This is a genomic window from Isoptericola sp. NPDC055881 (genome assembly GCF_053615895.1).
On sequence record NZ_JBSHCR010000006.1, the window covers coordinates 45,704 to 57,973 of the forward strand.

General features: G+C 73.7%; 9 protein-coding genes. 6 read left to right on the plus strand and 3 right to left on the minus strand.

Going from position 1 to position 12,270, the window contains the following annotated elements:
* The first annotated feature begins 195 nt into the window (after nucleotides 1-195).
* The 3 genes from ACWGKI_RS03295 (at nucleotide 196) to ACWGKI_RS03305 (ending at nucleotide 5,216) form a co-directional block, all read left to right on the plus strand.
* On the plus strand, nucleotides 196-1,905 hold the full coding sequence (locus ACWGKI_RS03295; RefSeq protein WP_452184657.1) for a serine/threonine-protein kinase: 1,710 nt from the start codon (nucleotides 196-198) through the stop codon (nucleotides 1,903-1,905).
* Between the two features lie 115 nt (nucleotides 1,906-2,020).
* Nucleotides 2,021-4,171, plus strand: coding sequence for a catalase (locus tag ACWGKI_RS03300; protein WP_452184659.1), 2,151 nt, complete (start codon nucleotides 2,021-2,023; stop codon nucleotides 4,169-4,171).
* Nucleotides 4,172-4,208: 37 nt separating this feature from the next.
* Nucleotides 4,209-5,216: a TIGR03557 family F420-dependent LLM class oxidoreductase gene (locus tag ACWGKI_RS03305; RefSeq protein ID WP_380241128.1), complete on the plus strand. Its 1,008-nt coding sequence runs from the start codon at nucleotides 4,209-4,211 to the stop codon at nucleotides 5,214-5,216.
* 28 nt (nucleotides 5,217-5,244) lie between these two features.
* Here the strand turns inward: ACWGKI_RS03305 and ACWGKI_RS03310 are convergent, their stop codons facing one another.
* A complete protein-coding gene (locus tag ACWGKI_RS03310; protein WP_380241130.1) occupies nucleotides 5,245-5,868 on the minus strand; it encodes a TetR/AcrR family transcriptional regulator in 624 nt (207 codons plus the stop codon).
* A 131-nt stretch (nucleotides 5,869-5,999) separates the two neighbouring features.
* On the opposite strand from ACWGKI_RS03310, the gene ACWGKI_RS03315 reads away from it, so the two are divergent.
* The gene (locus ACWGKI_RS03315; protein WP_452184661.1) at nucleotides 6,000-7,166 is read left to right on the plus strand and encodes a serine hydrolase domain-containing protein; all 1,167 of its coding nucleotides are present in this window, start codon (nucleotides 6,000-6,002) and stop codon (nucleotides 7,164-7,166) included.
* 116 nt (nucleotides 7,167-7,282) lie between these two features.
* Here ACWGKI_RS03315 and ACWGKI_RS03320 read toward each other — a convergent pair whose 3' ends face one another.
* Entirely contained in the window at nucleotides 7,283-8,293 is a 1,011-nt protein-coding gene (locus ACWGKI_RS03320; RefSeq protein ID WP_452184663.1) for an alpha/beta hydrolase, read from the minus strand.
* A gap of 7 nt (nucleotides 8,294-8,300) precedes the next feature.
* Nucleotides 8,301-9,017: an alpha/beta fold hydrolase gene (locus ACWGKI_RS03325; RefSeq protein WP_452184665.1), complete on the minus strand. Its 717-nt coding sequence runs from the start codon at nucleotides 9,015-9,017 to the stop codon at nucleotides 8,301-8,303.
* Between the two features lie 193 nt (nucleotides 9,018-9,210).
* On the opposite strand from ACWGKI_RS03325, the gene ACWGKI_RS03330 reads away from it, so the two are divergent.
* Together ACWGKI_RS03330 and ACWGKI_RS03335 are read left to right on the plus strand one after the other, a co-directional pair.
* Entirely contained in the window at nucleotides 9,211-9,927 is a 717-nt protein-coding gene (locus ACWGKI_RS03330; RefSeq protein WP_452184667.1) for an alpha/beta fold hydrolase, read from the plus strand.
* Between the two features lie 97 nt (nucleotides 9,928-10,024).
* Nucleotides 10,025-12,259, plus strand: a complete 2,235-nt coding sequence (locus ACWGKI_RS03335; protein WP_452184669.1) for a helix-turn-helix domain-containing protein — start codon at nucleotides 10,025-10,027, stop codon at nucleotides 12,257-12,259.
* Nucleotides 12,260-12,270 lie beyond the last annotated feature (11 nt).

Here is a 12,270-nt window from a genome sequence, read left to right on the forward strand (position 1 = left end):
GGTCGGTCGAGCGGCTGCGGCGTGAGCGAAGGGAGCGGAGGGGGCCCACCGTCCCGCGGTGCGCGCGACCCGTGCACCACCTCCCCGCACCCCATATCCTGTGAAGGCCCATGACTGAAATGACCGAGATCGCCGCACCGACGCCGCCGCGCGCGGCACGCCCCCTCCACGCCCGACCCTGGCAGCGGTGAGCGCATGACACCCAAGGAACCGACCGAGGAGTCGGCAGGCGGCCACGTGGTGCTCGGCGGGAAGTACGTCCTCGGCGACATCCTCGGCACCGGGGGCACCTACACCGTCTACGAGGCCTCTCGCGTGCCCGCCGCCGACACGGGACAGGACGACGAGGGCACCGCGGAAGACGGCCCGGAGGTCGCACCGGACGAGCCCGGGCTCCTCGTGAAGGTCCTCCACCCGCACCTGGTCGACGACGAGGCGGCACGCGCCGCGCTCGCGCGCGAGATCGCGGCCTCGGCCCAGGTGGACCACCCGAGCGTGGTCAAGGTCCTCGACACCGGCGAGGACGAGGTCGCGGGCGCGAACGTCCCCTGGATCCTGACCCGACGCCTGCCGGGCATCCCCCTGTCCGACCTGGCGGCGCTCGACGGCCTGCCGTGGCAGGAGGCGCTCGCGGTGGTGGCGGGGCTGCTCGACGGGCTCGGGGCCGTGCACGCGGCAGGGCTGGTGCACCGCGACGTCGGGCCCCGCAACGTCGTCGTCGACCGGCACGAGGACGGGACGACGAGCGTCGGCCTGCTCGACCTGGGGCTCACCGAGCCCGGCGGTGGAGACGGCGACGGCGACCTGGTGACCGGCTCGGCGGCGTACATGTCCCCCGAGCAGGCCCAGGGCAAGCCGCTCGACGCGCGCAGCGACCTGTACTCCGCGGGTGCGCTGGCGTACTTCGCCCTCACGGGACACCCGCCGTTCGAGCGCGCCGAGCCGGCGGACGTGCTGCGCGCCCACGTCCAGGCACCGGTACCCGCGCCGTCCGCACGGCAGCCCGCCGTCCCCGTCGACGTGGATCGGTTCGTCGCGCGGGCGATGGCCAAGAACCCGGACCGGAGGTTCGCGTCCGCGGCCGCGATGGAGGGCGCCGTGGCGACCCTGCTCGGCACGGACGCGACCGCGGTCCTGGGCAGCGCGGCCGGTCCCGGCGGGCCCGACGGCGACCAGACCCTCACGCTCGACCAGGTCGCGACCGACGACCCCCACCGCACGGCGGTCCTCGGGGCCGCGGGCGCGGCAGCGGGAGCCGCGGTGGCGGCAGCAGCGGCCGAGGCCGAGGTCCAGCGCACCCGGCAGTTCGGCGCCGTGCCGCCCTCCGAGCTTCCGCCCGAGCCGTCCCCGCAGGAGACCGAACCCGCGCCGGAAGCCGGCGAAGGCGGCGACGAGCCGGACCGGCGCGGCTTCTTCACCGGCCGCCGGCGCATCGTGGCCGTGGTGCTGCTGGTGCTCCTGCTCGCGGCGGGAGCGTTCGCGTTCTGGTCCTTGCAGGACCGGGACGCCGAGACACCGGTGGTCCCCGCGACCCACAGCCCGTCGCCGTCGCCCACCAGGTCGAAGCCGCAGCCCACGACCGCCCCGCCCACGCAGCCCACGGCCCGGCCGACGTCGAGGCCGACGCCGACGGAGACGAGCACGGCCACCGAGAAGCCGACGCCGACACCGACGCCCACCCCCACGCCGACCCCCACCCCCACGCCGACGCCGACGCCCACCCCCACGCCGACGCCGACCGAGGAGCCGACGCCGACGGACGAGCCGACCACGTCGGAACCGACGCCTACCGAGACGACGCCCGACCCGGAGCCCACCGAGACCGCGCCCGAGGAGACGAGCCCGCCGCCCACGCCGGGCGCCGGCGGAGGCACGGGGACCGGCGACCCCGGGACGACGACCTGAGCGGGCAGCCTCCGGAAGCCTGACCGGCCGCGAGGTGGCGAGCATCGGTCCCCGGCCCGACGGTGGACGGGTGCCCCGGGCCCGGGGAGCGCAGCGAGCGACTCGAGAGGCAGCCATGAGCCACGCACCCCGCGACGACCGACCGACCGACGAGCGTGGCGGGCTGCCGCAGCCGCGCACCTCAGCCCCGGCGGACCGAGGTCCCACCGGGTGCCCGTGGCACCCCGGCGGAGACGACGCCGGCCGGAGCCCGCGGGCACAGAGCGGCGACCGGCTGACCACGGCCCAGGGGCTCCGGGTGGACGACACGGACCATTCGCTCACCGCCGGCCCGCGCGGGCCCGTCCTGCTCGAGGACCACCACCTGCGCGAGAAGATCACGCACTTCGACCACGAGCGGATCCCGGAGCGCGTCGTGCACGCGCGCGGCGCCGGCGCGCACGGCACGTTCCGCGCCTACGGCAACGCCGCGAGCGTGACGAGGGCCGCGTTCCTGGCCGAGGAGGGCCGGGAGACCGACGTCTTCGTGCGTTTCTCCACCGTGCTGGGGTCGCGCGGCTCCCCCGACACCGTCCGCGACGTGCGCGGCTTCGCGACGAAGTTCTACACCGCCGAGGGCACCTTCGACCTGGTCGGCAACAACTTCCCCGTCTTCTTCATCCAGGACGCTGTGAAGTTCCCCGACATCATCCACGCGGGCAAGCCGCACCCGGACCGCGAGATCCCGCAGGCGCAGAGCGCGCACGACACCTTCTGGGACTTCATCTCCTCGCACACCGAGTCCACGCACATGGCGATGTGGGCCATGTCGGACCGGGCGATCCCCCGCAGCTACCGCACCATGGAGGGCTTCGGCGTCCACACGTTCCGCCTGCAGGCGGCCGACGGCACGACGTCGCTGGTGAAGTTCCACTGGAAGCCCGCGCTCGGGGTGCATTCCCTGGTGTGGGAGGAGGCGCAGATCGCCCAGGGCGCCGACCCTGACTTCCACCGCCGCGACCTGGCCGACGCCATCGACGCCGGCGCGTTCCCCCAGTGGGAGCTGGGCCTGCAGGTCATGCCGGACACGCCGGACGAGACCTTCGAGGGCATCGACCTGCTCGACCCGACGAAGATCGTGCCCGAGGAGCTGTGCCCCGTGCAGCGCGTGGGCGTGATGACGCTGCACGCCAACCCGACGAACTACTTCGCGGAGACCGAGCAGGTCGCGTTCCACGTCGACCACCTCGTGCCGGGCATCCACGTGACGAACGACCCGCTCATGCAGGGCCGGCTCTTCTCCTACCTCGACACCCAGCTCACCCGCCTGGGTGGCCCGAACTTCGCGCAGCTTCCCGTGAACCGCCCGCACGCCCCCGTGAACGACATGCTGCGCGACGGCATGCACCAGACCGCGGTGCACGAGGGCGTCGTCGCGTACAAGCCGAACGCTCTCGACGGAGACCTGCCCACGGCCTCGCCCGAGGACGGCTTCGTCACGGTCGCCACGCCGGTCGAGGGGACCAAGGGCCGCCACCACCCCGTGTCGTTCACGGACCACTTCACCCAGGCGCGGCTGTTCTGGCTGTCGATGACGCCCGTGGAGAAGGCGCACCTCGCCGAGGCGTACACGTTCGAGCTCGGCAAGTGCGCGTCCGAAGGGGTGCGGCAGGCGATGGTCGCGAACCTCGCCCGGGTGGACGGCGGCCTCGCGGAGCAGGTCGCGACCGGCCTCGGGCTCCCCGCGCCGCAGGCCGACGTCCCGGACGACGTGGTGCCCTCGCCCGCGCTGTCGCAGGTCCCCGCCGAGCCGGGTCGTCGCGACGGCCGGGTCGTGGGCGTCCTCGTCGCCGACGGCGGCGACCTCGGGGCGGTCGCGCACCTGCGCGAGGCCCTGGGCGACGACGGCGTCGTCGTGCGGGTCGTCGCCGCGCACGGCGGTCAGGTCGCCACGGGCGGCGAGCACGAGACGGTCGACCGCACCCTCCTGACCACGCGTTCCATCGAGTACGACGCCGTCGTCGTGGCTGACGGGACGGCCGGGAACCCGCTCGCGATGGACGGGCGCACCCACGTGCTGCTCCAGGAGGCCTACCGCCACGGCAAGGCGATCGCGGCGGTCGGCGACGGCGCCCAGGTGCTCCAGCAGGCCGGGATCCCGACCGGCGCACCCGGCGTGCACGTCCTCGAGGCCGGCGCCGAGAGCCTGGGCGACACGCTCCAGGCGGACCTGGGGATGCACCGGTCCTGGGAGCGGCTGGCCGCCCTCGCGGGGGTCCGGCCGTGAGCGGCCCACGAACGGCACGAGAAGGGCAGGTCCGACGATGACACGTTTCGGCTACACGTTGATGACCGAGCAGGCCGGGCCGCGCGCGCTCGTGGACTACGCCCGGCGGGCGGAGGACGTCGGTTTCGACTTCGAGGTCTCGAGCGACCACTACTTCCCGTGGCTCGACACGCAGGGGCACTCCCCCTACGCCTGGTCCGTCCTCGGCGCGGTCTCGCAGGTGACGAGCCGGGTCGACCTCATGACCTACGTGACCTGCCCCACCATCCGGTACCACCCGGCGGTGGTCGCGCAGAAGGCCGCGACGGTGGCGCTGCTCTCCGAGGGCCGCTTCACGCTCGGGCTCGGCTCCGGGGAGAACCTGAACGAGCACGTCGTCGGGGCCCGGTGGCCCGCGGTGGCCGAGCGGCACGACATGCTCGACGAGGCGCTGCGCATCATCCGCACCCTGCTGGACGGCGAGGGCTACACGAGCCAGGAGGGCGACCACTTCCGGGTCGACTCGGCACGCATCTGGGACCTGCCGGAGGGCGGGGTGGACCTCGCGGTCGCCGTCTCCGGCGATGCGTCCGTCGCCCGGTTCGCGCCGCTCGCGGACCACCTCGTCGCGGTCGTCCCGGACGCGGACCTGGTCAGCTCGTGGGCGGACGCGCGGCAGGGCTCGGGGCTCGGGAGCTCGCGCGTCGTCGGGCAGATCCCGATCTCCTGGGACCCCGACCGCGACACCGCGGTGCGGCGCGCGCACGACCAGTTCCGGTGGTTCGGCCTGGGGTGGGCGGTCAACGCGAACCTTCCCACCACCGAGGCGTTCGCGGGGGCGACCCAGTTCGTCCGCCCCGAGGACGTCGCGGAGGCGATCCCGTGCGGCCCTGACCTCGGCCCGATCGTCGACGCGGTCTCCGCCTACTGGGAGGCCGGGTTCACGGACGTCGCCCTGGTGCAGATCGGCGACGAGAAGCAGCAGGAGTTCCTCGACGTCGCGGCGGGGCCGCTGCTGGAGGCGCTGCGGTCCGCCGCCCCCGCGCAGGAGCCGGGTAGGCCCTAGCCGGCGAGCACCGTCCCGGCCATGACGCTCACGGCGAGACGGAGTCGTGCTCCGGTGCCACCGAGCGAAGGACGTGGTCGACGAGGGTGCGCAGCTCGTCCGCGCTCTGGAGCTCGCCCTGGTGGAGCAGGAGTCGGTAGTACACCGGTCCGTACAAGAGCTCGATCACCAGGTCCAGGTCCGCGTCCGGGCGCATCTGCCCGGCGGCACGGGCACGGGCGAGGCGCTCTCGCGCGTCCTCGACGCGCGGGCGGAAAAGGTCGTCGACGAGACCGCGGGCGAGCTGCGCGTCGTGCTGGGTGTCGGCGATGAGCCCGATGAGCGCACTGCCGAACCGCGCGTCGGACAGCAGGCCTCGAAGCAGTCCCTCCATCTGCGCGACGAGGTCGGCTCGCAGATCACCGGTGTCGGGAAAGTCGACGGAGGGGTTGGCCGCGTCGTCCAGAGCCTCGAGGACCACTGCGCCCTTGGACGGCCACCAGCGATAGATCGTCTTCTTGCTGACCCCGGCGCGCGCGGCGATCGCCTCGACCGTCACCGGGCCGTACCCGTGCGTCTCGCACAGGTCCAGGCTCGCGTCGAGGATGGCACGGCGGCTCGCCTCGCTCCGCCGTCGGGCTGCGGGTTGCGTGCGTGCAGGGGCGTCAGGCATGCACCCACCCTAGAGGAAACGACACGGAGCGTGTTGACACTCCTGACTGTCATGCGCAGACTTCTCGCAACGGAAACGGTACGTGTCGTGCACTGCCGTTCGAGGACACCAACCTGCGAAGGAGCATGGAGATGACCGATCAGGCACCGGCGACGCACCCCCACGACAGCGAGGTCGCTCAGGATCACCCCGCCCTCCGGCACGCGCTGCAGGAGATCGTGGACTCCGGGTTCACGGGCATCCAGGTCCGCGTGAACGACGCCCGGGGCGAATGGGTGCACAGCGCCGGCCGGAGCACTCTCGACGACCCCGAGCCGCCACCGACCGACGGCTACGTCCGCATCGGATCCAACACGAAGACCTTCGTCGCGGCGACCGTGCTGCAGCTGGTCGCCGAAGGCGCGATCGCGCTCGACGCTCCGGCGGCCGCCTACCTGACCGAGCTTCCGGTCGACCCTCGGGTCACCGTGCGCATGCTGCTGCAGCACACCAGCGGGATCTTCAACTTCACCGGCGAGATCTACGGTCCGGACGTCGCCGTCGAGGGCGGCATCCCCTGGAACGGGGCGACGTTGGTGCCGGGTATCCCCTGGCAGGGCAGGCAGTGGGTGGACTCCCGGTTCACCCGTTACACGACGGAAGAGCTGGTCCGCCTGGCGCTGTCCAGGCGGCCTCGGTTCGAGCCGGGCGCGGACTGGAGCTACTCGAACACCAACTACGCTCTCGCCCGCCTGATCGTCGAGGCCGTGAGCGGCCGCTCGCTCGCCGAGGAGATGCACCGGCTGGTCCTCGACCCGCTGGGGCTGGAGCAGACATCGGTGCCGGACACGGCCGAGCTCCCGCAGCCGCACGCGCACGCGTACTACCGCTACGAGGACGGCGGGCGGGAGACGACCGTCGACGTCACCGCCCAGGACCCGTCCTGGATCTCCAGCGGCGGCGACATGATCTCGACGACCCGCGACCTGCACCTGTTCATCTCGGGTCTGACGAGCGGCCGGCTCCTGCCGGCTCCGTTGCTCGCGGAGATGCTGACCCCGTGCCCGCCGGCCGGTTACGGGCTCGGCGTGTTCGTGCAGGACACCGCCCACGGCACCGTGATCACGCACAACGGCGGCATGGGCGGGCACGGCGCCCTCATGTACTCGACACCCGACGGCACCACGACCCTCACCGCGGGCATCAACTACGTGGACGACGCCGACCAGTCCTTGGGGGCAGCGTTCCAGACCGCGCTGCAGCGGCTCGTCGACGTCGTGTTCGCGGCGGCACCCGCACCCGCACCGAAGGCCGGCTGAGCCCGAGGGCACCGACCTCGGCACCGGGACACGTCCTGACCCCGGCCGTCCGTGCGCGACGCACGGCCGCCTCCGCCGCCCGGGAACTCCCCGGGCGGCGGGGGCGGCCGGCCGAGTCAGCCGTCGAGCGCGTCCTTGAGGAACGCCACCGCCTGGGCGACAGCGGCCTTCGCCGCGTGGGTGTCGTGCATCGAGTTCACCATGACGAAGTCGTGGATGATCGCGGCGTACCGGACCTGCGTCACCGGCACGCCCGCGTCGCGCAGCTTGCCCGCGAAAGCCTCGCCCTCGTCCCGGAGCACGTCGGCCTCCGCGTTGATGACGAGCGCCGGGGGGAGGCCCGCGAGCTGCTCGGTCGTCGCCCGGAGCGGCGACGCCGTGATCTCGGCCCGCTCGGCCTCGTCGGTCGTGTACTGGTCCCAGAACCACTGCATGCCGGTGCGCGAGAGGAAGTAGCCGTCCGCGAACTCCTCGTACGACGGCGTGTCGAACGCCGCGTTCGTCACCGGGTAGAACAGCACCTGACCCCGGAACGCGACGTCGCCGCGCTCCTTCGCCATGAGCGTCAGGGCGATCGCCATGTTCCCGCCGACCGAGTCGCCGGCGATCGCGACGCGCGAGCCGTCGAGGTCCTTCTCCGCGCCGGAGCGCGCCACCCAGGACGCCACCGCGTAGGACTGCTCGTTGGCGACCGGGTAGCGGACGTCGGGCGAGCGGTCGTACTCGGGGAACACGACGGCCGCGCCGGTCCCGACCGCCAGGTCGCGCACGAGCCGGTCGTGCGTGTGCGCGTCGCCGAACACCCAGCCCGCACCGTGCGTGTAGACGATGACCGGCAGGACGCCGGTCGCGCCGCGCGGCCGCACGATCCGTACCCGCACCGAGCCGGTGGGGCCGCCGTCGACGGTGATCCACTCCTCGTCGACATCGGGCTTCCAGATCTCCGCGTCCTGCACGGAGTCGACGGCCTTGCGGCCCTCCTCGGGTCCGAGGTCGTAGAGGTAGGGCGGGTTCGCCGTGGCGTCGACGAACTCCTGCGCAGCCTGCTCGAGAGAGATGTTCCGGGGGTTGCCCTGCATGGGACGGCCTTCCTGGTCGGGGGTGGTGCTGATGGTGGGGTGGGACACGGGGTCGTCAGCCGAGCTCGGCGAGGGCGTCGGTGATGACGCGCGCGACGTCGGCGGGGTGCGACTGCATGACGAGGTGCGGGGCGTCGAGCTCGACGACCGAGCGCAGGCCCGCGCGCTCGTACCCGAACCGCTCGACGTCGGGGTTGATGGTGTGGTCGGCGGCGGAGACGATGCCCCACGCCGGCGTCGTCCGCCACGCGGCGACGGACGCCGGCTCGCCGAAGGCCGCGGCCGCCAGCGGGCGCTGCGAGACGGCGAGCACCTCCGCGACACGGGGGTCGACGCCCGCGGCGAAGACGGACGGGAACGCGTCGATCCGCACCGAGACGTCCGTCCCGTCGGTGCCGTCGGGCAGCGTGTACGGCGTGTAGACGAGGTTGGCCGCGAGGTCGGAGTCGGGGAACCCGCCCTGGAGCTGGCCGAGGCTCTCGCCCTCGTCCAGCGCGTACCCGGCGACGTAGACCAGCCCGACGACGTTCTCGGCCGCACCCGCGACGGTGATCACGGCGCCGCCGTAGGAGTGCCCGGCGAGCAGCACGGGCCCGTCGAGCTGCTCGACCAGGCGCCGGAGGTACGCGGCGTCACCGGTCAGCGAGCGGTTGGGGACCGGCGGCACGAGGACCGTGCACCCCTGATCGAGCAGGAGGCGGGTCACCGGCCCCCAGCTCGCGGCGTCGGCGAACGCGCCGTGGACGAGGACGACCGTGGTGTCGGTGGACATGTGCGGCCCTTCTGAGCGGTCGGACAGGCTGAGTGCTCTCATCACACCGGCCAGGGACCGCTTGCACCACGCAGAACGCACGCAGAACGGGGAGCCGAGTCCTGCGCCTGTTCTTCGTGGCGCGCGACGGCGCGGCGCCGATGGACTGGCAGCTCCGACACCCATCTCTGGCACCCATCTCCGAGGAGCTCCCATGTCTGCAGTCCCCACGGTCGTCCTGGTCCACGGCGCGTTCGCCGAGTCGGCCAGCTGGTCCGGTGTGCTCTCCCGTCTCGCCGCGGCCGACGTCCCCGCCTTCGCCACCCCGAACCCGTTGCGCAGCGTCGCCACCGACGCCGAGAACGTGCGGCGGGTGGTCGAGGCCGTCGAGGGGCCTGTCGTCCTGGTCGGGCACTCCTACGGGGGCGCCGTGATCACCGAGGCGGCGAGCGACAACCCTGGCGTGGTCGGGCTGGTGTACGTCGCCGCGTTCGCGCCCGACCACGGCGAGAGCTGCTTCGAGCTCACCGACAAGTTCCCCGGGAGCACCCTGGGGGGCACGGTGCGATCGGTCCCGCTCGGTGACGGCACGAACGACCTGTACGTCGACCGGGCGCTGTTCGGCGAGCAGTTCGCCGCCGACGTCCCCCCGCACGAGGCGGCGCTGCAGGCGGCGACCCAGCGGCCGATCCGCGACCTCGCCCTGGCGGAGCGGCTCGGCGCCGCCCACCCCGCCTGGCGGTCGCTGCCCTCGTCCTTCGTGTTCGGCGACGCGGACCGGAACATCCCGGTCGCCGGGCTCCGCTTCATGGCGGACCGGTCCGGCAGCGCGCACGTCACCGAGGTGCCCGGGGCGTCCCACTCCGTCGCCGTCTCCCACTCCGACGTCGTGGCCGCCGTGATCGTGGACGCCGTCCGGCAGCACGGCTGACCAGCAGGCCCGACCGCCCGGCAGGTGGCGGCGGCGCACGCCACGGCTCGCCCACCGCTTACGATCCGCGGGACGAGCGTGCGACAGAGGGAGCCGGATGCAGCACGAGAGCCTGGGCGCGACCCTGCGCCGCCTGCGCCTGTCCGCGGACATGACGCTCGAACGGCTCGCCGACCTGTCCACGGTCAGCGACCGCACCATCAGCGACATCGAACGGGGCGTCAGCACCGGCCCGCAGCGCCGGACCATCGAGCTGCTCGCGGACGCGCTCGGACTGGAACCCGGGGCGCGCGCCGAGCTGACCGCGGCGGCCCGCGCGGGGCGCACCCGGGCACCCTCCCCGGCTCCCCCGGGCGCGGTGCCGCTGCCTCGGGCCGTCGCCGACTTCACGGGCCGCGCTCGTGAGCTCGACCTGCTGGGCGAGCACCTCGGGCGCGGGGCACCGGAAGCGCCCTCGCCCGTCGCGGTGATCAGCGGACCGCCAGGGTTCGGGAAGACGACCCTGGCGGTCCAGCTGGCGACAGACCAGCACGGCCGCTTCGAGGACGTCTACTTCGTCGACCTGCGCGGCTACGACGCGCGCCCTCTCGACGCGTCGACCGTCCTGAACCGGCTGATCCACGCGCTCGACCCGCAGACCGGGGCCGCGCCGTCCGCGCTCGAGGACGCCGCAGCGCTGTGGGACCGTGTCACCCGTCGGCGCAAGGCGCTGATCGTCCTCGACAACGCGGCGTCCGAGGACCAGGTGCGCCCCGTCATCCCCGCCACAGGCCCGACGGCGGTCCTCGTCACGAGCCGCGGGACGCTCTCCGGGCTCGAGGACGTCCTGCGCGTCCCCCTCGGGACGCTCTCGCCGAGCGACGCCGTCGCGATGCTCGGCCAGATCGTGCCGCACCCGCAGTCCGCGGGGAGCGATCTCGACAGGCTGGCGTCCCTGTGCGGCCACGTGCCCCTGGCCCTGCGGATCGCGGGCAACCGCGTCGCCAGCCGACCGAGCTGGACCGTCGACGACCTCGCCGCCCGCCTCAGGGCGGAGGACCGCCGGATCGACGGGCTGCGCGCCGGCGACCTCCGCATCCGCAACGCGATCGCCCTGTCCTACGACCGGTTGTCGGACGACGGCAGGACGATCTTCCGGCGGCTGTCGCTGCTCGGCGGGGCGACGTTCAGCGTCCCGGTCGCGGCCCGCCTGGCCGGCACCGACCTCGCGACCGCGGAGGACCTCCTCGACGAGCTCGAGGACCTGGGGCTCGTCCAGCCCGCGGTGCAGGGGCGCTACCACCTGCACGACCTGCTGCGGCTCTTCGCGCGCGACCGCTTCCACGACGATGAGCCCGTGGAGCGGCGCGTCGCGGTGGAGATCGACCTCCGGCGCTGGCTGCTCGCCCTGACGATTCAGGCAGGTCGCTGGTTCGAGCCGGAGTACGGGTACGCACCCGCGGACCCGGACGCCCTGGTCGACCTCTCCTCCAGCGATCGCGCGCAGGCGTGGATCCGCGCCGAGGCGGAGCTCTGGCTCCGCGCGCTGCAGGACTCCGCGCGGGTCGGCGAGCACCAGCGGGTCGTCGACGTCGCGGAGTCCCTGCACTGGTTCTCCGACCTCTGGGTCTTCTGGGGGCACTGGCACGACGTGTTCGACATGGGGACCCGGTCGGCGCGCGCCCTCGGGGACGACCAGGCGCTCGCCACGCAGCTCGGCTACCTGGCGTGGGCCGAGATGTTCACGCGGGCGGAGCCGGAGCGCGGGCTGGCCTGCGCCCTCGAAGCGTCCGAGGCGGCCGCACGGGCGGGAGACACGCGCCAAGCAGGCTGGGCGGCGACGTACGCCTCGCTCGCCTACCGGCTGGGCGGGCGCCTGGAGGAGGCGCTGCGCAGCGCCCGCGAGGCCGAGCGCCTCCTGCTGGCCGCCGGCGACGCCGAGGGCCACCTCCAGGCGCGGCGCAGCGTCGCAGTCACGCTCGGGGTGATGGGACGCCGCGAGGAGGCCATCGAGCACGAGCGCCGGGTGCTCGCCGACCTCGACGACCCCGCCTGCGCGGTGACCAGCCATATCGCCGCCTACACCCGCGCCGCCAGCGTGATCACGACCGCGAGCCACCTGGCGAAGCTCGAGCGCTGGGACGAGGCCATCGTCAGCGCCGAGCACGCCCTGCTCCTCCTGGAGACCGTCAACACGGTGGACTTCCTCATGCGGGCGCTGCGCATCAGGATCGGCGCGCTCGTCGTCCGTGGCCGGATCGAGGAGGCGCGCGCGGACCAGGCCCGGCTCGTCGACGTCTGCGAGTCGGTGGGCGACGTGGCGGGCGCCGAGCAGGCGCGAAGCCTCGTGTGAGGGTGCGGTCG

Bases quoted from the DNA above. Each gene is read 5' to 3' on its own strand.
- ACWGKI_RS03295 (WP_452184657.1), top strand. From the start codon at position 196: ATGACACCCAAGGAACCGACCGAGGAGTCGGCAGGCGGCCACGTGGTG.
- ACWGKI_RS03300 (WP_452184659.1), top strand. From the start codon at position 2,021: ATGAGCCACGCACCCCGCGACGACCGACCGACCGACGAGCGTGGCGGG.
- ACWGKI_RS03305 (WP_380241128.1), top strand. From the start codon at position 4,209: ATGACACGTTTCGGCTACACGTTGATGACCGAGCAGGCCGGGCCGCGC.
- ACWGKI_RS03310 (WP_380241130.1), bottom strand. From the start codon at position 5,868: ATGCCTGACGCCCCTGCACGCACGCAACCCGCAGCCCGACGGCGGAGC.
- ACWGKI_RS03315 (WP_452184661.1), top strand. From the start codon at position 6,000: ATGACCGATCAGGCACCGGCGACGCACCCCCACGACAGCGAGGTCGCT.
- ACWGKI_RS03325 (WP_452184665.1), bottom strand. From the start codon at position 9,017: ATGTCCACCGACACCACGGTCGTCCTCGTCCACGGCGCGTTCGCCGAC.
- ACWGKI_RS03330 (WP_452184667.1), top strand. From the start codon at position 9,211: ATGTCTGCAGTCCCCACGGTCGTCCTGGTCCACGGCGCGTTCGCCGAG.
- ACWGKI_RS03335 (WP_452184669.1), top strand. From the start codon at position 10,025: ATGCAGCACGAGAGCCTGGGCGCGACCCTGCGCCGCCTGCGCCTGTCC.